The sequence below is a fragment of the Gorillibacterium sp. sgz306347 genome, assembly GCF_059735245.1.
Genome location: NZ_JCAPET010000001.1, coordinates 12058 through 32077 on the forward strand (window position 1 = coordinate 12058; position 20020 = coordinate 32077).

General features: G+C 58.0%; 19 protein-coding genes. 15 read left to right on the forward strand and 4 right to left on the reverse strand.

Features of this window, described 5'->3' with window-relative positions:
- From AC6I6H_RS00045 to AC6I6H_RS00070, 6 genes are read left to right on the forward strand one after another with little or no spacing between them, the layout of a single operon-like run.
- Positions 1–729, forward strand: coding sequence for an SDR family NAD(P)-dependent oxidoreductase (locus AC6I6H_RS00045; RefSeq protein WP_497949089.1), 729 nt, complete (start codon positions 1–3; stop codon positions 727–729).
- Between the two features lie 60 nt (positions 730–789).
- The gene (locus tag AC6I6H_RS00050; RefSeq protein ID WP_497949092.1) at positions 790–1266 is read left to right on the forward strand and encodes an adenylyltransferase/cytidyltransferase family protein; all 477 of its coding nucleotides are present in this window, start codon (positions 790–792) and stop codon (positions 1264–1266) included.
- Positions 1266–2252: an HAD family hydrolase gene (locus tag AC6I6H_RS00055; protein ID WP_497949096.1), complete on the forward strand. Its 987-nt coding sequence runs from the start codon at positions 1266–1268 to the stop codon at positions 2250–2252. The genes AC6I6H_RS00050 and AC6I6H_RS00055 overlap by 1 nt, the downstream gene beginning before the upstream one ends.
- Positions 2253–2272: 20 nt before the next feature.
- On the forward strand, positions 2273–3769 hold the full coding sequence (locus AC6I6H_RS00060) for a glycosyltransferase family 9 protein (protein ID WP_497949098.1): 1497 nt from the start codon (positions 2273–2275) through the stop codon (positions 3767–3769).
- Entirely contained in the window at positions 3766–4242 is a 477-nt protein-coding gene (locus AC6I6H_RS00065) for a hypothetical protein (protein ID WP_497949100.1), read from the forward strand. Before AC6I6H_RS00060 ends, AC6I6H_RS00065 begins: the two co-directional genes overlap by 4 nt.
- Positions 4217–5137 carry a GNAT family N-acetyltransferase gene (locus AC6I6H_RS00070; RefSeq protein ID WP_497949102.1) on the forward strand — a complete coding sequence of 307 codons (921 nt, stop codon included), beginning with the start codon at positions 4217–4219 and terminating at the stop codon, positions 5135–5137. Before AC6I6H_RS00065 ends, AC6I6H_RS00070 begins: the two co-directional genes overlap by 26 nt.
- A 126-nt stretch (positions 5138–5263) precedes the next feature.
- On the opposite strand, the gene AC6I6H_RS00075 is transcribed toward AC6I6H_RS00070, so the two are convergent.
- Positions 5264–6001: a hypothetical protein gene (locus AC6I6H_RS00075; protein ID WP_497949104.1), complete on the reverse strand. Its 738-nt coding sequence runs from the start codon at positions 5999–6001 to the stop codon at positions 5264–5266.
- Between the two features lie 268 nt (positions 6002–6269).
- Here AC6I6H_RS00075 and AC6I6H_RS00080 point away from each other — a divergent pair, with 268 nt between their 5' ends.
- Both AC6I6H_RS00080 and galU read left to right on the forward strand, forming a co-directional pair.
- Positions 6270–8465: a bifunctional alpha,alpha-trehalose-phosphate synthase (UDP-forming)/trehalose-phosphatase gene (locus tag AC6I6H_RS00080; RefSeq protein ID WP_497949106.1), complete on the forward strand. Its 2196-nt coding sequence runs from the start codon at positions 6270–6272 to the stop codon at positions 8463–8465.
- 48 nt (positions 8466–8513) lie between these two features.
- A complete protein-coding gene (galU, locus tag AC6I6H_RS00085) occupies positions 8514–9386 on the forward strand; it encodes a UTP--glucose-1-phosphate uridylyltransferase GalU (RefSeq protein ID WP_497949108.1) in 873 nt (290 codons plus the stop codon).
- A gap of 90 nt (positions 9387–9476) precedes the next feature.
- Here galU and AC6I6H_RS00090 read toward each other — a convergent pair whose 3' ends face one another.
- Entirely contained in the window at positions 9477–9929 is a 453-nt protein-coding gene (locus tag AC6I6H_RS00090) for a DUF2798 domain-containing protein (protein WP_497949110.1), read from the reverse strand.
- Between the two features lie 127 nt (positions 9930–10056).
- Between AC6I6H_RS00090 and AC6I6H_RS00095 the strand changes: the two genes are divergently transcribed.
- Positions 10057–10470, forward strand: coding sequence for a MarR family winged helix-turn-helix transcriptional regulator (locus tag AC6I6H_RS00095; protein WP_497949112.1), 414 nt, complete (start codon positions 10057–10059; stop codon positions 10468–10470).
- A gap of 127 nt (positions 10471–10597) precedes the next feature.
- Here the strand turns inward: AC6I6H_RS00095 and AC6I6H_RS00100 are convergent, their stop codons facing one another.
- The gene (locus tag AC6I6H_RS00100; RefSeq protein WP_497949114.1) at positions 10598–11098 is read right to left on the reverse strand and encodes a hypothetical protein; all 501 of its coding nucleotides are present in this window, start codon (positions 11096–11098) and stop codon (positions 10598–10600) included.
- Between the two features lie 159 nt (positions 11099–11257).
- Between AC6I6H_RS00100 and AC6I6H_RS00105 the strand changes: the two genes are divergently transcribed.
- Positions 11258–11971, forward strand: coding sequence for a copper resistance CopC family protein (locus AC6I6H_RS00105; RefSeq protein ID WP_497949118.1), 714 nt, complete (start codon positions 11258–11260; stop codon positions 11969–11971).
- Positions 11972–12607: 636 nt separating this feature from the next.
- On the opposite strand, the gene AC6I6H_RS00110 is transcribed toward AC6I6H_RS00105, so the two are convergent.
- Positions 12608–15328, reverse strand: coding sequence for an alpha-mannosidase (locus AC6I6H_RS00110; protein WP_497949121.1), 2721 nt, complete (start codon positions 15326–15328; stop codon positions 12608–12610).
- A gap of 142 nt (positions 15329–15470) precedes the next feature.
- Here AC6I6H_RS00110 and AC6I6H_RS00115 point away from each other — a divergent pair, with 142 nt between their 5' ends.
- From AC6I6H_RS00115 to spoVAC, 5 genes are all read left to right on the forward strand, one after another.
- A complete protein-coding gene (locus tag AC6I6H_RS00115) occupies positions 15471–16586 on the forward strand; it encodes a GntR family transcriptional regulator (RefSeq protein ID WP_497949123.1) in 1116 nt (371 codons plus the stop codon).
- 644 nt (positions 16587–17230) lie between these two features.
- Entirely contained in the window at positions 17231–18232 is a 1002-nt protein-coding gene (locus tag AC6I6H_RS00120; protein WP_497949125.1) for an aldose 1-epimerase, read from the forward strand.
- Positions 18233–18317: 85 nt separating this feature from the next.
- Positions 18318–18521 carry a hypothetical protein gene (locus tag AC6I6H_RS00125; protein ID WP_497949127.1) on the forward strand — a complete coding sequence of 68 codons (204 nt, stop codon included), beginning with the start codon at positions 18318–18320 and terminating at the stop codon, positions 18519–18521.
- 138 nt (positions 18522–18659) lie between these two features.
- Positions 18660–19526, forward strand: a complete 867-nt coding sequence (locus tag AC6I6H_RS00130) for a DUF421 domain-containing protein (protein ID WP_497949130.1) — start codon at positions 18660–18662, stop codon at positions 19524–19526.
- Between the two features lie 28 nt (positions 19527–19554).
- Positions 19555–20019, forward strand: coding sequence for a stage V sporulation protein AC (gene spoVAC, locus AC6I6H_RS00135; RefSeq protein WP_497949133.1), 465 nt, complete (start codon positions 19555–19557; stop codon positions 20017–20019).
- The last annotated feature ends 1 nt before the right edge of the window (position 20020 follow it).

Sequence of the window (20020 nt, forward strand, 5' to 3'; positions counted from 1 at the left end):
ATGAAGGGACACGTAGCATTGGTAACGGGAGGCTCATCGGGAATCGGCAAAGCGGCGGCCGCTTCGTTTGCAAAGCTGGGCGCGGCGGTCATTATCACGGGCCGTTCGGAGGAAAAGGGGGTCCTTGCGGAAAAAGAGCTCCGCGCATTGGGCGCCGAAGCCGTCTGGCTGCGCTCGGATGTTTCCCGGCTTGAGGAGATCCGGTCGCTGTTCGGGGAGATCGACGCCCGCTACGGCCGCTTGGACTATGCATTCAACAATGCGATCAGCGAAGGAGGAACAAACCTGCTTGACCAGCTCGACGAAGCGGAATGGGAAAAAACGATCGGCGGCGTGTTAACAAGTGTGTTTTGGTGCATGAAGCAGGAGTTGAATTTGATGCTCCGCGGCGGCTCGGGGGCCATTGTAAACAATTCCTCCGTCAACGGCTTGCGCGCCCTCGCCTTCAATCCGGCGTACAGTGCGGCCAAGCACGGGGTCATAGGCCTGACGAAATCGGCGGCCGTTCAATATGCCCCCAAAGGCATACGCATTAACGCGGTATGCCCCGGATGGGTGCAGGAGCAGCCCGCCCGTGACATGGACCGGCTGATGAAGGCGCATCAGCCGGTCGGCCGGTACGGCAAACCGGAGGAAATCGGGGAAGCGGTCGTTTGGCTTTGTTCGGAAAAAGCTTCTTTCATGACCGGGGCGGCTGTACCGGTGGACGGAGGATATACGGCGGTGTGACCGGCAGCCAGGCATACGGCTTGAAGCGTGATTGAGGGCATGGAAGGGGAATCGGAAACGTTGAGAAACAAAGTGTTTTCCATTGACGCCTTGCTTCCTTTGTTGGACCGGCACCGGGCGTCGGGCGAGCGGATCATCGCCGCCTGCGGCTGCTTCGACATCTTTCATATCGGCCACCTGGATTACCTTTCCGGCGCCAAGGACATGGGCGGCGTTCTGACGGTTGGTGTAAATGCGGACGAGTACATCCTGCGCCGCAAAAACCGTCAGCCGACTTTTCGCGCGGAAGAGCGGTGTGCGGTGCTCGCCGCTTTGGAGTGCGTGGACTACCTGTTTGTGTTTGAAGAAGAGTCCTTCAACGCCTCCCTTGAAAGGCTGACCCCCGATATTTTCGTCAAGGGGATCGACCGTCTGCACGATGACATCCCGGAGCTCGAAATAGTCGGAAGGCTTGGCATTCGGCTGGAATATGTAGGCGATTACAAGAAATCGTCGTCCGGAGAGCTTGTGCGGCCGCTGATCAAGGAGGAGATCTGATGGAAGCCGTGCTGGAGCTGCCGGGACTCGGAAAAGTCGGAATGGATTCCGGGCTTCTGCCGCTGGAACGAAGTGCCGACCGTCTGTTTTGCGCTGGCCAAAACGGTGTTGAACGAATTCTTGCCACCAAAGACGCTAAAGTGGAGTTTATTGTTTTTGAAACCCGGACGATTGCCTATGTGAAATCCGCCCTGGGTTATCCCGCCTATTACCCGGTTCACCCGGTAGAGCTTCGCAAGCCGGTCAAAGCGGTGCTGATGGACCTGGACGGTACGACGGTCCACAGCGAAAGCTTCTGGATTTCCATTATCGAACACACGGTGGCGGGGCTTCTCGACAACCCGCGTTTTGAATTCGAGGACGCGGACATTCCGCATGTATCGGGGCATAGCGTATCGGAGCATCTGCATTACTGCCTGTCCAAATATTGCCCGGACAAAACCGTTGAGGAGGCCCGGGCTTTGTATCACCTTCATACGGGCAAAGAAATGGATGCGATTTTGGCCGGCCGGCGTACGGGAGCCGCCTTTTCACCCGCTCCGGGCGTAAAGGAGTTTCTTCAGGAGCTGAAGGGCCGGGGCATCCGGATCGGGCTGGTTACTTCTGGCCTTTACGAAAAAGCCTATCCGGAAATTTTGTCCGCCTTCCAGACATTAGGTCTGGGATCCCCCGAAACGTTTTACGATTGCATCATCACTGCCGGATATCCGTTGAAAAAAGGAAGCGCGGGAACGCTTGGCGAGCTGTGCGCCAAACCGCATCCCTGGCTGTACGAGGAAGCTTGTCGGGTGGGCCTGGGCATCGGGTTTGAAGAACGCAGCGCTGTTGTCGGCATCGAGGACAGCGGCGCAGGGGTCTGTGCTTTGCGGCTCGCGGGATTTCCGGCAATCGGCGTCCATGGGGGAAACATTGTCGACAGCGGGACCCGCGGGCTGTGCATGAGTTACTGCCAATCGTTTGAGGAGATATTGGATCAGCTCATTTAAGACATGCAGGAGGGGAATCCGTGGCAATATTCGGCAAGAACAAAAACGTCCTGCAGCGTATGAATTTGATCAAAGCCTATTTTTCGCTTGCGCGGAGGACTTGTCTTTTGGTATGCCCGGCGGAATTAAAAGAGCTGGTGCTTGAAATTCTTCCCGGCTACACGGAGCAATTTATCGGGCTGGAAATCGCCGACCGGTCGAAGCTTCCGTTTGCGGAGGGAATGGCGGTCGCCCGGCTTGGCCGGGAAGACGGAAGGGAAGCCGCCGCGGACCTGCTGGACAGTTTTTTTGGAAGCCGCTTTGAGCGGGCGGATCATGCGCTTCCGGAAGCGGGAGAAGGGTACGCTTTTTTGTTTGAGGTTTGCGAGAAAAACGACGTTTCGGCGCGAATCATCGGCTTTGAATACCTGATTGGCAGCCTTCCCGGAGAGTTTAGCCTGCGCGGCGTCCGCTGGCGGAGCCATACCTTTTGCTACTTTGAATACTCCAATTTGCGCAGGCTTGAACCCGAAACCGCTTCGGTGGACAGCAGGCCCAATGCCGTGTTTCTTTTCGACGGGGACGGCTACGGCGATTTTTGTATGCTCTACCCTTTGCTGCTGGCGTTTATCCGGGAACAGGAGGATGCCGGCCGAAAGCTGCACCTACTGACGGTAAGGAATTCGGGGCTTTTTCACCTGCTCCGCTTCTTTTTGCCGGAATGCGAAATTTACGGGTTTCCGCTGCCAAACCTGAACCACCGGCTGTACGAATCTCTTCTGGAATCCGGAGCGTATGCGGACTGCTATGCCGTCTCCCATCTGCCTTTAAAACTGCCGAGCCGTCTTCTGCATATCACGGACGCTTGGGCAATGGGACTTGGGCTGGAAAAAGATTATGACGAGCTGCAGGAAACCGCGATTGCACGCATACGGTTGAAAGAAACCATCACGAAGGAAAGACGGCAAACGGTCGACCTGCTTCTTGCGGGCAAAGCCCCGGTCGTGGGGCTTCACTTCCATACCGCGTCGAGCAAGGGGAAAAGCTGGCCGGAGCCGCATGCGCGTGAGTTGGCCAGACGCTGCCGGGAAGAGGGGGTGACGCTCATCGGCCTGAGTCCGCACGAATACGGCGAAATTGAAGGGCTGCTCGATATGAGCTGGCTGAAAATTCCCGAGCTATTCGATTTGATTTCCCGCCTTCAGGCCGTGGTGAGCATCGACAGCTGCTCGGGCCATATCGCGGCGCTTATGGGAATCCCCAACCTCACGATCTGGGGCGAATTGTTTCCGGACGTGGCGAATCCTTACGACCCAGAGCCGATTCGGAGAAGCTTCCGGCCCGTACGGATGAACTATAGCCTGGTCCCCGCTTCTACACGCAGCTCGGACATTTCCCCGGAGCTTGTCTTCCGCCGCCTGATGGAAGTGCTGGACGGAACCATTCGGCTCAAGCCAAGCAAAATCACCGCAGAGGAGACGGAGGCTGGCTTGTGGATCGAGACCGTGGGTGAGCGGGAAGGGAGAGGAGCCGTTTGAGCCATCGCTTTATCATCATCGATTGCCTCGATCCCTTGGGGCGGGCCGCCGGCGAGGCGGCCCGGATGCTGAAGGAAGAACTTGCCCGCTGGGATGGCGTTTCGCTGGCGGAAAGTCCCGGGCGGCCCGGCATTTTCATTGAGCCGGGATGCCCCTCGTCATTGCCCGCCGGAGACTGGGCTGTCTGCTCGGCGATCGTCATCGGCGACGAATCAATCATTGGGCAGGAACGCAAAGTGACGGCGGCCGAACGGGCGCTGAACCTGCCCTTCCCTGTTGACGCGCTGCTAATTGACAGCAAAGGGAAGCTTCCGATTACGGAGGGCTACACCCAATTCCGTCCGATGGTGATGACTTTTGACTGGAACGCGTTATCCTATCTGCGTTTAACCGCATTCCTGCTGAAACGGCGGCTTTGCAAATTTGATTTTGAAAGGAACGATAAATATGGCCGTACATACCCGATCTTATGATGAAAAAAATAACGATTATGAGCGCCTCTGGCGGTTTCTGATCGAGGACTACGCCGACAAAAAAAACCGCTTCATCTGGAGCATCGGCCGTTTGGGCGATTGGAGATACGGGCTTTGGCGCGAGCAAAAGTATTTTCCGGATTTTATGGGAAAGAACGCCCAGCTGTGGCTGACCAATCTGGGGGAAGTGGCGGGCTTCGTCATCTCCGAAAACTGCGATTCGTATTTTACGGCGTTTGCAAAACGAGGGCACGAATACCTGTACCGCGAAATGCTCCAATGGGTCAAAGCCAACTGGGGCAGTCGTGAAGGCGCGCTGAATGCGGACGCCTACGGGGATCATGCCGCCTGGATTCAGGCGTTGGAAGAGGAGGGGTTTACACGGCATTATATGTCGGGCATTACGCGTCAATATCGGGTGCGCGACAAGGCGGCAGAGCCGATCCGGCTGGACAGCCGCTACCGCATTCGCGACATGCACGCGCATCCTGACTATGAAGGGAAAAACCTGCTTTTCGTAAACGCTTGGGACGGCCTTGAGGAAGTGAGCAGCCTTCACCGGCTGTTGTTTGCCTATAACCGCGAAATGCCCTGCTACGCGCCCGACCTCGATTTGTCCGTCTTTGATACGGACGGGCGTCAGGTCGCTTCCTGTCTCGCGTTTGCGGATTACGAGAACAATTATGCGGAGATCGAAAAGGTATGCGTACATCCCGCCTACCGCCGCCAAGGCTTGGCGGAAGCGGTGATCCGGGAATGCTTCAAGCGGCTGGATCAAAAGGGCATCGAGTACGCCTATTTGACCGGTCCCGGAGCAGAGACCCAGGCTTTATACGGGAAGCTCGGCGCCGTGGATAGCGTGAGCTTGTATAATTATTCGCTGCAAACCGAATAAACCGCGCACAGGCGAGGGCGGCAGCCCTCTCTCCGGCCGGCTCCGGCATTCGGGGCCGGCTTTTTGCTTTCCGAAAACGTCTTTCGAAGGCCAGGTCCAGGGCCAAGGCAAAATCAGCCCGCGTGCTTAGGCCAGCGCAGTGAATGCGAGCATAACGGCGCTGTACCCCGCGACCCCCAGCAGAAAGGGAAGGATGCGGCTCTGCTGCTCTTTGGGCAGCTCTTCCTTCAGGACGTTCAGAACGATTGCGCCGGCGAGAAAAGCGAACAAACAGGCAACCGCTCCTTCGTGCAGGTCGATTCCTTGTCCCAGAAGCCAGCCGATGAGCACCCCGGCGGCCAGAAACCAGCGTCCGACGCGGTCGTATCTGGCTTTGTGCGCCTCCCGCAGGGCATGATCATTCATCACAAAGTGCAGCGTCATGGCAATAGTGAACAGAACCAGACTCGAAGCGGTTTGCTCGATCCGGTGAACAAGCAGATAGCCGATGAGCAGGTTGTAGACAAAAAAGATGCCCACGTGCACCCAGAAGATGCCGTCTCCGGAAAGAAGCCGTCCCGTTTTGGGGGAATGCAGGTGCGCATGTACCAGCCGTTCCAGGCAATAGAACAGCACCAGGCCTGCCATCGCGAGCAGGTACACATGGTGCTCCAGATAGCGCAGGGCTTCCGGCACACTGGGGGCGAGGATTTCCTGATTCTGCTGAAGCTCGGGCAAAATATGGATAAAGACATAGGACACCGAGATTCCCCCGGCAGCCGACAGGAACCAGCTCCGCGGCATAACATCCAGAAAACGCAGATGCTTGGCGAGCAAATGGGCACAGGAAATAACGAGCGCCATCAAGAAGGTTAGCCAGGTCATCGCAACGGTCCTCCCGGGCCTCTGTGCGGGTGATTATCGAGCTTATGTTTAGATAACCCGGAAAGGAGCGGCTCAATCTCCCAAGCTGACCGAATGCGTCAGGATTCCGAAAAAGAGGTAAGGATAATCCAAGCGTTTCTTCCGAGTACGCCCTTGTTTTCATCTGCCGGCAGCGGGAATGCGGCAGGCACCCGACAGGAGGCGAGCGGTCGGAGCGGGTTTTCTTTTTTATAGAAAGAGACTTTGCGGAAAAGGGAAGGAGACCGACATGAGCAAAATTATATTTGTTTCCAACCGGCTGCCCGTGACCGTAAAGAAAAGCGGAGCGGAGTTGGTTTATCAAAAAAGCATCGGCGGACTTGCGACCGGGCTCAAAAGCTACCACGAGCAGGGAAATACCGTTTGGGCCGGCTGGCCGGGCTTGCCGCAGGATGAGCTGGAAGCGGAGGAGGAGCAGGCGGTTGCCGGGGAATTGCGCGGTACATACAATTGCCTGCCCATATTCTTGACGGAGTCGGAGGTCAACGACTACTATCACGGTTTTTGCAACGAGACGATCTGGCCGCTGTTCCACTACTTCACCAGCAAGACCGAATACCGGACCGAAACCTGGGAGGCTTACCGGCAGGTCAACCAGAAGTTTTTTGACGCGCTGGAGCCGGTGATTGAACCGGACGACACCATTTGGATTCACGATTACCAGCTGATGCTGCTGCCCCAGATGATCCGGGACCGGTACCCGGACGCGAAGATCGGCTTTTTCCTGCACATTCCGTTTCCTTCGTTCGAAATTTTCCGTCTGCTCATCTGGCGCGAGGAAATTTTACAGGGGCTGATGGGCGCGAACCTGATCGGGTTCCACACCTACGATTACGTGCGGCACTTTGTCAGCAGCGTCAGAAGAATCCTCGGCCTGGAGCATAACCTTTACAAAATCATTGGCGAAACGCATACGGTGCGCGTTGACGCTTTTCCCATGGGGATTGATTACGCCTACTTCTCCAACCCGGTTCCCGATGACCGGCTGTCGCCTGAATTGACCGACTTTATCGAAAGCACCCGCAGCATTCAAAACATCCTTTCAATCGACCGGCTGGATTACACCAAAGGCATTCCGGACCGGATCAAGGCATTCAAGCGTTTCCTGGCGAGCTACCCGGAGTATCACGAGAAGGTGCGGCTGAATCTGATTGTCGCGCCGTCCCGCGTAGAGGTGGAAACCTACGACCGGCTCAAAAAAGAGATCGAGGTGCTGGTCAGCGAAGTAAACGGCCAGTTCGGGACCGTCAACTGGATGCCCGTGTGGTTCTTCTTCCGCTCCTTTTCGCAGGAGGACCTGATCACCTTCTACCGGCACAGCGATGTGCTGCTGGTGACCCCGCTCCGGGACGGCATGAATCTGGTGGCAAAGGAATACATCGCTTCCCGGACCGACTACAAAGGCATGCTGGTGCTGAGCGAAACCGCGGGGGCGGCGAGCGAGCTCGGCGAAGCCGTCATCGTGAACGCCAACGACCACGGCGCGATCGCGGCGGGATTGAAGACCGCCCTGGACATGCCGGATCACGAAAAGATCGAGCGGAACAAACGCATTCACCGGCGGCTTTCCCGTTACAGCGTAACCTTCTGGGCGGAGGAATTCATTACCGCGCTGGAGAATGCCGACACGGAGCCGCCCGGCACGAAACCGCTGCTCGACTTGTCCGATTCCTCCGTGCTGGAAATGGCCTACCGCAAAGCGGACAGCCGGCTGCTGTTTCTCGATTATGACGGCACGCTGGTCGGCTTCAAGCCGACTCCCGATCAGGCCAAGCCGGACGAGGAGCTGAAGCGGCTCCTGACGGAGCTGAGCGAAGACAAGCGCAACACGGTGGCGATTATCACCGGACGGGACCGGGCTATCATCGACAAATGGCTCGGGGACCTGGATGTGTACATTATCGCGTCCCATGGGTTGTGGATCCGCGAGCCCGGAGGCGAGTGGGTCAAGAGCATCAATGTCGGCAACGAGTGGAAGGAACCGATCCGCCACATCATGGAGATGTACACGGACCGGATGCCGGGCTCGCTGATCGAGGAAAAGGAGTTTTCCCTCGCGTGGCATTACCGGCAGTGCGAGCCGGAGACGGTCGTCCGCAAGCGCAACGAGCTGCGGGAGGCGCTGCTGTCGATTACGCAGCCGATGAGCCTCGGCGTGCTGGAGGGCAACAAAGTGCTGGAGGTCAAAGACAGCCGGGTGAACAAAGGCCACGGCGTCCATCTGATGACCCGCGAACGGCCGTATGATTTTCTGCTCGCGGTCGGCGACGACCATACGGACGAAGACATGTTTGCGGCGATGCCGGAGGAAGCCTTCTCGATTAAAATCGGCGCCGGAACCACCCAGGCCCGTTACCAGCTGAAATCGCACAAAACCATGCGCGCCCTGCTGAAGAAGCTGGTCAAGCTGAACGGCAAAGCATAACCGTTGTCCGAAGGAACAGCATGAATCAAGCACCGGGAGGAGACATCCATGAAAATCCGCAAAGCGATTATACCGGCAGCGGGGCAAGGGACCCGTTTTCTGCCGGCGACCAAGGCGATGCCGAAGGAAATGCTGCCGATCGTGGACAAACCGACGATTCAGTACATTGTCGAGGAGGCCGTGGCTTCGGGCATCGAAGACATCATGATCGTGACGGGTAAAAGCAAGCGGGCGATCGAGGACCACTTCGACAACTCGTTTGAACTGGAATATAACCTGGCGGAAAAACAGAAATGGGAGCTGCTGAAGGAAGTGCGCCGCCCTTCCGAGATGGCGGATATTCATTACGTTCGTCAAGGAGAGCCGCGCGGTCTGGGCCACGCCATCTGGTGCGCCCGCAAATTCATCGGCAACGAGCCGTTTGCGGTGCTTCTCGGAGACGATATCGTAGAGGCGGACCCGCCCTGCCTGGGTCAAATGATTGACGTCTATGACCGGTATGAATCGGCAATCGTTGGCGTTCAGCCGGTTCCGTGGGAGGAAGTATCGCGCTATGGAGTCGTGGAGGGGGAAGCCGTATCGGATCGCGTTTTTCGGGCCAAGCGTTTTGTGGAAAAGCCGAAGCGGGAAGACGCTCCTTCGAACCTGGCGATTCTGGGGCGTTATATCCTGACGCCGCGCATCTTTGACATTCTGGAGGAGGTGCCGGCCGGTGTCGGCGGAGAGATCCAGCTGACGGACGCATTGGCGAGGCTGTCGGAGGAGCAGGAGCTGTATGCGTACCATTTCGACGGAACACGCTTCGACGTCGGCGAGAAGCTGGGCTTTATGCAAACGTCAATTGCTTACGCGATGAAAAACAAGGAGCTGAAGGAAGCACTGCTTCCGTTCCTGAAGGACATTGTCGCGGCGGAATCGTAAGACGCGCGGACGCAGCAGGGCTTGCCCCCTGATCCTATCGGATGACAGGGGCAAGCCCTTTTTGCGGCACGATCCGCTTGTTCCATGAAGTTATGCGGGATACAACTGCTTGAAGCAAGCCCGCGTCAGCGGACCGACAACAGCCAGCTGCAGCGGAAGCGCGAAGAGGAAATTGAACAAGAAGACCGACGGAAAACGGGCCAGAGCTTCTCCGGAGAATCCGTTGTGCATAAGCGTGCCGAACAAAGACATGCAGAAGGCCATTCCGCACACCATAAACAGTGAGACCGTTAAGATTTTCTTGACCGGCGGATCGGCTTCCTTCAGCAGCCGAAAGGCCAGCTTCTTGGCCAGCTTGCCGACAATAAACAGATCCAAAACGAGCGCAACGGCCAAAGCCGGAAGAAATCCCGCCGCCGCGTCGCGAAGCAGGGCGCCCGAGAACCCCTGGTTGAGCCAGACGTTGTACACCGTCATAAAAACAACCATGCCGAAACACATCAATGAAGTGAAGACCAATGCTTCTTTTTTATTGCGCCCCATGTTTTCTCTCCTTTATCTCTTGAGCGGAACAAATTATACTAAAGCATCATAGCGGAAATTCGCTTATTTTGTCAACCTGGTTGACAAAATTGGATTCCGTACACGGACTGCGACAAGGAGATTGGACATGAACCAAAGGCCATTGCCGACCAACTTGATTGATCTGATGAGCGAAAAGCATGATATACTCCGGCGCAGGCTGCATGAGGAATCCGGTACGCCGCTTGGCAAAACGGAAGCGCACGCGCTGGCTCTGCTTCACCGGCATGGCCCGCAAACCGTGTCGGGGCTCGGCCGTTTCCTGGGCATTTCCCGCCAGGGCGCGCATAAATGCGTGCAGGGCTTATTGGCGGGGGCATGGGTTGAACAGCTCGCGGCGGAAGAGCATGCGCGGGACAAATATTTTGCGCTTACGTCCAAAGGCTGCGATAGCGTACTGGAGCTGGAACGGAAAAAGCAGGAGATGGAACGGGGCATTGCGGAACGGCTCGGCGGCGAGCAGGTGGAGCGCTTGAAGGCTTTGCTGCGCAGGGATTGGTAGGGGAGCGCCCGGAAAAAGCCGGAGCCAACTAGACTAAAAAAATGACCTCGTTCTCCACATGAGCGTGGGTTCCGAGGTCATTTTTGGGTTGTTTCCGTTTCGTGTTAATCCTCGGGGGACAGCCTCGTTAGGCACGCAATGAGGCGGGCGCATGGTCCCGCAGCCACTGCGAAAGCCCGGTCAGCTGCTGCTTGTCCAATTCATGGACAAGCCGCTCCAGGCTGAGCTGGTCCTCGGGAAACGTTTCATTGAACACGGGCGCTTCTCCCAGCTTGCTGTCTTTGTGCACCTGAACGCGGATCAGGCGGGTGTTCTCCAGCCCGATTTCCGGTCCTTCGACGGATAGTTTGTACGTCGCTCCGCCGTAACCCGAATCGACCGTGCATTGGGCTCCGTTTAAATCTGCCAGGGGGCCGGGATTCTCGGCAAAGAGGCGGAAAGCGGGCTCCGCTTCCTCGTAGCCCAGCTCGTCGCGGCGGTACACCGTACCGTTCGGATGAAGGCTGTACTCGCGGCCGTCCTCCGGCAGCCCGGCCAGATAATCGCCGAGGTCCTGCACGGCTTCTCCGACGCGGACATGGGTAAAGGCGTTCCGCCTGGCTTGCTCCAGCAGTTCCTCCCGTTTCATTCCGGTTCCTCCTTTGCTCCGCTGCTTCCAAGCAGCTCTTTTTTAAGTCCTTACCCATCCAGGGAAAAGTGACGCCCGGGAACGAAACAACTTCCATCTGCTTTTAGGAAGCGAATGCGCTATAATCTTGCTATGACATAAATCACACAAGGAGGAATTATGCGCAGGTTTTATTCGTTCCGCAAGTGCATTCCGGTCTTTGCTCTTTTACTTTTCGTCTCCGTGCTGCGCGGTGCTCCGGTATCCGCCCATGCCCACCCCGAGGCGTTTTCGCCCGCTGCCGACAGCACGGCGTCCGGACCGGTGACCGAGGTTTCCGTTACCTTTAATATGGATTTGCAGCCCGACGGCAGCCTGACGGTCACGGGGGATGACGGACAACCGGTTCCCGCGGCCGCCGTCAAGGTCGATGGAGGCACGGTCACGGCCGAATTGGCCGGGCCGCTGGCGGCCGGGGCTTATACGGCCAGTTGGACCGTATCCGGCGGAGACGGACACGTGATGAACGATTCCTACCGGTTTACGGTGGCGTCCGAATCGCAGTCCGGCTCCTCGGAGGGTGGCGCCGGCGAAGCTTCCGCGACGCCGCAGGAATCGGCTTCGCCCGGTGCAGGCGGGGACGCTTCCGTGAGCGCGCCGCCGGCCGGGGCGGAAGCATCCGCCTCTCCGGCGGGCAGCGCGGCGCCTGCGTCTCCTTCGCCCGAGGCATCCGCTTCCGCCACCGTCATGCCGGAAGGCGGAACGGATGCGGCTGAAACCGAAGAGGCGGAAGAAGCCGGTACCTCCGGCACGATGCTGTGGCTGATCGCGGGCATCGCCGTTTGCGTGCTCGCCATCGCAGCGGCGGTGGCTATCCGCCGGAAGCGGCGCTAATGGGGTCGAACCGGAGGAGCGCAATAGGATAGAGCCGCCCGACAGCGGTACAAAACGAAAAAGCTGTTCCAAAAGCCGCAGGTGGCCCGCCCTTGTCCAGTAGACAGGGGGATGGCCGCAGACCGGCTTGGAACAGCTTTTTTTACGACTGGCGCGTATTTTACGAAAGCTGTTTTCTATTGCACATTGCAGTTTGGAGGTCAGGCGAACGATGATCAAGGCGTGCGAGGCAAACAGGTGCAAAACGATACTTATTTCCAATGACTTTCCGTTTCGATCGCGAAATAAATCCATATAAGCACTTAATTCTTCGAAAAAGAGCGATAAGTGGAGAAAACCGAAGAAATAATTGCTTCTATGCAGCTATTCAGTCAAATATAGCGATAAGCCCCATAATAGTTGCTTTTTTGCACTTCCTGACCAGCAAAAAGACAAAAGAAAAACCGGACCGGCAAGGATTAACCTTTTTGAAACGGTGCCTCAATTGCGGGCTGTGACCCGCATGGGACGCCGTTCCTTTTGCCGGTCCGGTTGATGCACCGATTCCCGAAATGGGCGTCGGCTATTGAAGAAAGCCTGATGCGGAGGACAGCCTTATTTTTAGCCGTCAATCAGAAGTATCGACTGGGTAGAGGTTCAGCGCTTCTCGAAGCCCGCCGTAATGATTTCGAAGCCTTCCACCGGCAGCTTGACAGCGCCGTCCGTCCGGACGGTTTCGCCGGTTTTTTCCTCCAGCACGTTGCTCTTGTAAACGCCTGCGCCCGCAGAGCCGATTTCCAGCTCGGCCGGCTTGCCGGACAGGTTGAACCAGCGGGCGAACAAGCTGCCGCTGTCTTCGTTCACCTTCAGGCTCGAAAATGCCAAGCCTTCGCCTTTCCAGGCCAGCAAGCTTTGCTCGGCCGGCAGCGTTCCCTCGTGCACGTCGGTTTGGCTCGCGGTAAGGGGGACCTGGAAGCGGTAAGCGTCAATGTAGGCCCGGAACCGGTCGTTTCCGCCGTGCGGAAGGATGATCCACTCGGCTTCGTGCTCTCCGAGGCATTGCGCTTCGGGCGTCAGGAAAACGCCCCAGTCGCCAAGCTCGCCCGTGGAACGGAGCACCGTAACGGCAATTGTGTTCCGGCCGTCGCGCAGCACCTCGTATTCGTTCAAGCCTTTGTTGCCCACCGTCAGGCCGCGGCCTTCGGCATGGACATCGACAAACGCCTGCTGGTGCTGGCAGTTGCTCGGGTTTTCCCATTCCGGCGACGGCTCGATGCTGCGTTTGGCGACCTCCAGAACGGAGTCAGCGTAGAGCGAATCCGTTTGGACATCGGTCGGGAACAGCACGCGAATCCGGTGATCCTTCGCCGGGTTGTCGAACCGGACGCGGGCTTGCACGCCTTTGCTGGCGCGTTCCAGGCTGATGCGGGTCACCAGCGTAAGCGGGACCCGCTTCTTGGAACGGCCGGCGCTGCGCTGATTGTATGGAATCATCAGCTCGATTTCTTCCTTCAGCTGCTCATCGGCTTCGGCCGGAATTTCCAGCCGGTGCGTAATTTCGTACGCCGCACGGAAGGCCGTGTCTTCGACCAGACGGATCTCGGCGGCCGTGCCTTTGGTGGTGATCGGAACGTCGCCTTTTACGAGGCCGTAGATGTATTCGTTTCCGATGTCGCCCATGTCTTCATAGTGGTTGAGATCGGAAAAGGTTTGGCCCGTCTCCTTGTCGGTGACGGTCAAGCCGCCGTCCGGCTGCACGCTGACCTTCACGAAGGCGTTCTCCATCGTGTGTTCGCCGGTTACGAGCGAAGAGGTCTTTTCCGCTGCCGCCGCCGCATCCGGTACCCACGCATAGGTTTTGTAGCCCGTTGCCGGCACATCGGAAGCTTCGAAGGTGATCCGCAGGTCGCGGGTCAAATAAGGCTGGCGGAACGCATCGTCCGGCAGGTCGTAATGGAACTGCACGCCGAGGTCCTCCAGCGCGAAGTCCACGCGCGCGCCGGTGTGGTCGACCAGATAGCCGCCCGCCGTCGATACCTCGCGCACCTTCTTCACGATGTTGGCCGGCTTGTCGCCGCGCATCGCATGCCGGAACGTCTCGACGTCAAGGGTCACCGTGGCCGTTCCGGCGTAGCCGTTCGTGTTGTAGACGACAAACGGAAGCGCGTCCGGATGGATGGAGACAAAGGCCGAGGTGTCGATTTTGGCGTTCAGATAGTCGGTGCTGTCGGCAATAATCGTCTCGGTCATCTGCATGCTCTTCGCGAAACGGGTCATCATCTCGCGGTGCACCTCGTCCACGCTGCAGCCGCAGATGCTGTCGTGCGGGTGATTTTGCATCAGCGTTTTCCAGGCGTATACAAACAGCTCATGCGGATAGGCCTTGCCTTCGCGATGCGCCAAAGCGGCAAGCGGCTCGGCGATTTTTTCCAGCATCGTCTGATTCTTCTGGTTGGCCTGCTTGATGTAGACACGCGAGGACGCCGTGTTGACCAGCGTATACCAGCCGTCCGTGCGCTGGCCGCGCAGCTCGCCCTGGATCGAGCTTAACGATTCCGGAAGCTCGGAGCGGACCGCTTTGATATAGTCGTCGTAGTTGGAGTGGATAAAGTCATACTCCGGATACAGCTCGCGCGCCGTGCGAAGCGCGGCGGACAGATCCGCCTGCGGGGGCTGGTGGTCGCAGCCGTTCAGGAACAGCAGATGGGAGGTGGCGGCATACGTCGTCGCGGCCGCGATGCCTTTGTCCCAGTACGCTTTGGCGGCTTCCTTTTCCGCCGGAATTTCATTTCCGTTCGAGTACCAGTTGGCGAAGAGGATGCCGAGCACCTCGGAGCCGTCGGGGGAGACCCAGTTCAGCTCGCTGAAAGGAGACTCCAGCTCGGAGGCGTCCTCCACCTTGTTGTTGAAGCCGGTCGCCTTCACGCCGCGTCCGAACATCGCCGTGTCGATGCCGGCCTGACGGAGAATTTGCGGCGCCTGGCCCATGTTGCCGAAGGAATCGGGGAAATAGCCCACTTTGGAAACGGGACCGAATGCGCGCGCGTCTCGGTGGCCGATCTGCAGGTTGCGGATGTTGGCTTCGCCGCTGGTCAGGAACTCATCCTGCAAAATGTACCAGGGGCCGGCGGACAGCTTGCCCGCTTGGGTCAGCTCAATCAGCTTCTCCCGCTTTTCAGGGTGCACCTGGAGATAGTCGTCAAAGACGATGGTTTGCCCGTCCAGATAGAAGCTTTTAAATTCGGGATCGTTTTCAAAAAGGTCAAGCAGCGTGTCCATCGCTTTAATCAGCCGCGCGTGGTGCGCTTCAAAGGACATGTACCATTCGCGGTCCCAATGCGTGTGGGAAACGACATGGATCGTTTTCTTCTTGGTCATGATCGGCCTCATCTCTGTGGGATAATAAGAATATGATATATTATATTAAGGGAAGGATGAAGGGTTGTAAAGAAAAACTAGGGGGATACGGCTCCTTATGCTATACTTTGATTAACCGATTTCATAGGAATGGAGGGCGTCCGTGTCCCAAAAGAAAAAGCTTTACGAGCAAATCATCGACTATATTCTGGCGCAGGTCGCCGACGGAAAGTGGAAGCCCGGTGATAAAATTCCGACCGAAGCGGAGCTGACGGAGCAATTTCAGGTAAGCCGGATTACCGTCATCCGGGCTCTTCGCGAGCTTGAATACCGGGGGCTTCTCGTCCGGATCAAAAAGAAGGGAAGCTTCCTGACCGAGCCTGGCCCGGAAGCCTCCGGCAAGCCGGTTGATAATGATATATCATTACCGGTTATTGCCGTTTTGCTCCCGTTTGGCGAGGAGTATGGATACGATATCCTGCGCGGCGTCGAGAAGGTGTGCTCGGCCCGCGGGTATTATTTAACCTACCACAACACCAATTCGGACCCGGAAACCGAGCGGGCGTTTATCGCGAAAATCCGGGAGGACAACTTGCGCGGCGCAGTGATTTACCCGGTATCGAGCACCAAGAACATCGACGTGTTCAGCCGGATGGCCATTGACGGATTTCCGTTTGTGCTTATTGACCGGACCATTGAAGGGCTGGAAGCGCCGCATGTGGCATCGGATCATTTTCAAATCGGCCATTCCGTTACGGCCCATCTGCTTGCGCTCGGCCACCGGCGGATCGGTTTTGTCTGCACCTCGCTGAAGGAGGAGGCTTCCGTGGCGGAACGCTACCGGGGCTACTGCAAAGCGCTGATTGAAGCCGGCATCGCCCCCGAACCGCGTTACACGGTGGAAACGGGAAGGGGAGCGGCCCAGCCGTCCCCGCTTCCTTACGAAGCGGAGCTCAAGCGACTGATGGCGCTGGACGAACCGCCCACCGCCCTGGTGACGATCAACGACGTGACCGCGATGCGCCTGATCCAGACGGCCCGCGCCGCCGGAATTCCGGTGCCGGAGCGGCTTTCGGTGACAGGCGTCGATAACCTGAAGGCAAGCGGGTATTTCGAGGTGCCTCTTACCACCGTCGAGCAGCAGTTTTCGGAAATTGGCGCACGGGCGGCGGAGCTGCTGCTGCCGTTTGCGGAGAAGGGAACCGCCGTTCCGGCCGGAGAAGCCGTAACCCTGGGCACCCGCCTGGTGGAGCGTCAATCGGCGGCGCGCGTTTTTTAGGTTCCTTTAAGGTTTCCGTCAGGTTTTCTTAAGGTTGCGGCTTTATGATGAATTCACACCCCCCCAATGATGATAGCATTGATAAGAGGTTCCGCCCGTTTGAGACGGGCGGAGCCGGCATCATCCAGAACGAAACGTAAACCGGCCTGCCGCAGGGCCGGTTTTTTTTATTCCGGCAAGCCTCTGCCGTCCGGGCCGAAAAGGATCGCCGCCGCTGTCTGCACAGGCAGGCGTTTGGCGGTCCTTTGTGCGCGACCGGCAGCATTCCCATTTGGGCGCGGAACTGGGCCGGTCACCCGGTCGTCCGGAGGAGCGGGCGAATATCCTGGGGGAAACGGGAATTCACCCTGCGGGAGTGTGACGTATGACTTTTGACCGGAACGCGTTGCTGATCGTGCTGCTGTTTGTCCTGCTTGTGCTCCTCCTTGTCGCGTTATGCCGCTAACCGGCGCTTGCTGCCGGACGGGACGGCTGTCTCTCCGCCGCCGGACGGGGAGAGGGCCGTTCTTTTTTGCGCGGGGCCGGACCGGACATAAAGAAAGCGGATTCCTCAGATTGAAAGCGAAGGAAATATGCGGTACTCTAATACACGGATAACGTCAAGCTATAACCCGCGAGGAATAAAACAAGGGAGAGACAAAGCGATGAGCAAAGTTGCGGCCTACGAAGGTCTGTTTCACGGGGAAGAGGCGGTTTGGCTGAAGGCGGGCCGTTACGAGGCGGCGATTCTGCCCGGTGTCGGGGGGAATCTGATCGCGTTTCGCGATACGGACAACGGCTTCCGTTTTTTGCGCGAGCCGGCCGAAGCCGAGATGGACGACTTCAAGCAGAACCCGGGCGTCTACGGCATTCCGGTGCTGTTTCCGCCGAACCGGTACGAGGACGGGCGGTTTCCCTGGAACGGCAAGACCCTGCGTTTTCCCGTAAACGAGCCGGCCACCGGCAATCATCTGCACGGCTTCTTACATACAACGTCCTGGAATATTGAGCAATACGGCGTAAACGGGGATGAGAGCTTTGTTGTCGTTGCCGTTCATGTAGACGAAGCGCATCCCGTGTATTCGTACCTTCCGTACCGCTTCAGCTTCAAGCTGCGGTACACGCTGAATGCCGATACGGGCCTGCTGCAGCAGGTGACCATCCGCAATAACGGCACCGAAAAGCTTCCGTGCCTGCTCGCCTTCCACACGGCCGTCAATGCTCCGTTTGCTCCGGGCAGCTCGTCCAGCGATTGCCGGGTGAAGCTGACCGTCGGCGAGCGCTGGGAAATGAGCGACCGGATGCTGCCGACGGGACGCTTCCTGCCGCTTTCGGCGGAGGAAGAGAAGCTGAAGGGCGAAGGCGTTTACCCCTTTTTCGGACCGCTCGACAACCACTATACGGTTCAGCCGCAGAACGGACGGAATTACATGGAGCTGACCGATACGCGGCTCGGCCTGACACTGGTGTACGACGCGGGCACCTCGTACAAGCAGTGGATGATCTGGAACAACGGGGCCACGGAAGGCTTTTTCTGCCCGGAGCCGCAGATCAACCTGGTCAACGCCCCGAATGTCGACCTTCCCGCCGAGCAAATCGGCCTGTTCGGCCTGGAGCCCGAGGAAATCTGGGAGGAAACGAGCCGGCTGTACGTCAAATGGCGCTGATCCGCATCGGGTGACGATCAGGCGTTTACCGGCCCGCGGGATGTGGTAATAATGGGGAGAAGCCGAATCCTGAAGGAGGGGCCCCATGAAAGACGACAAAACCCGGCGCGACAAGGACGTTTTTGACGACAAGGGCAAATCGAACAATTCGGAAGAGATTCCTACCCCGCGCGGCCAGGAAGACCAGGCGGCGACGGAGCAAGTGCACGATGTGGTTCAGGAGACGCTTGACCGGATCGCGGACCGGCTGGACGGAAACCGCGGCCAAGACGAGAAGAACGAGGGCTGACCGGGTACCCGCTGCGGCGGGGATCCGGGCCCGCACCGGCGGACGCAGAATGCGTCCGCTTTTTTGCGTTCATAAGAACCGGCGGCCTTGCTCATACTAGCCAAAGCGTCCTTGGAAAAAAGGAGGGGGAATCCGCAAGTGAACGGGTGGATGCAAATCGCTCTTCGATCCTTGGGCGCGGTGGTGCTGCTTTTCGTTCTGACCCGCATCCTCGGAAAGAAGCAAATATCCCAGCTGACCCTGTTCGAGTACATTCTCGGCATCACACTTGGCGAGCTCGCCGGTTTTATTTCCACCGACATCGAAGCGCATTACATGCACGGCATCACGGCCCTGCTGGTCTGGTTCTCCATCCCGTTTCTATTCGAGCATCTGACGTTGAGAAGCCGCAAGCTTCGCCTGCTTCTGGAAGGCTCGCCGACCGTTGTCATCCGGGGCGGAAAAATCCTGGAGAAGAATTTGCGAAAAGAGCGGTTTTCCGCGGACGAGCTGATGGAGGAGTTGCGCAAGAAAGACGTTTTTAACGCCAGCGATGTGGAATTCGCCATCCTGGAGTCGAGCGGCGACCTGAACGTGATGCTGAAGCCGGATAAACGGCCGCTGACGCCGAAAGATCTCCGCTTGGAAACCGGGGAAAGCGCCGGCCACGATCTGGTGGTGCTGATGGAGGGCAAGATTCTGAAAAAAGAGCTTCTGCAGTGCGGGAAAAGCGAGGCTTGGCTGACGGAGGAGCTTCGGAAGAGGAACCTGACGGCGAAGGATGTTTTTCTGGCTCAATTGACGGACGAAGGCGGCCTCTACATCGATTTGTACGATGACGCGACCGGCCCGGAACCGGCGGACGAACCGGACAAAGCGGGCGAGCTGCTCGACCTTATCGGCCGGTTCCGTACGGAGCTGGCGAGCAGGGGGCAGGCCGCCGGGACGGCCAGAGAGCGCGAGCGGTACGCGCTCTGCGAAAGGGAACTGGGCCGGATGTTGAGACGGCTCGGCTCCGGCACCTGATCTTCAAAGCGATCGGAGGGAAAAGCTCGTGGCGACCAAAAGCGCACCGACCAGCAAACAGAAGGAATATAAAAAATTCGTCAAGCAAAAAGAGCCTCCCCGCCATTTGGTCCGAAACTGCATCCGGGCCTTTCTTGTCGGGGGACTGATCTGCACGCTGGGCCAATTCCTGATGAATATCTTTCAAAATTTCGGCTTCACAAAGGAAACGGCGGGCAGCCCGACCGTGGCGGTTCTGATCTTCCTCTCGTGCGTGCTGACGGGGTTCGGGGTTTACGACAAATTTGCCCAGTGGGCAGGCGCGGGAACCGCGGTGCCCGTTACGGGCTTCGCCAATTCCGTCTGCTCGGCCGCCATGGAGCACCGCAGCGAGGGACTGGTTTATGGCGTCGGAGGCAACATGTTCAAGGTAGCCGGAGCCGTCATTGTTTTCGGGACGGTGGCCGCTTTTTTTGTCGGCATTTTGCACGGATTGTTCGGGACGGGAGGGTGAC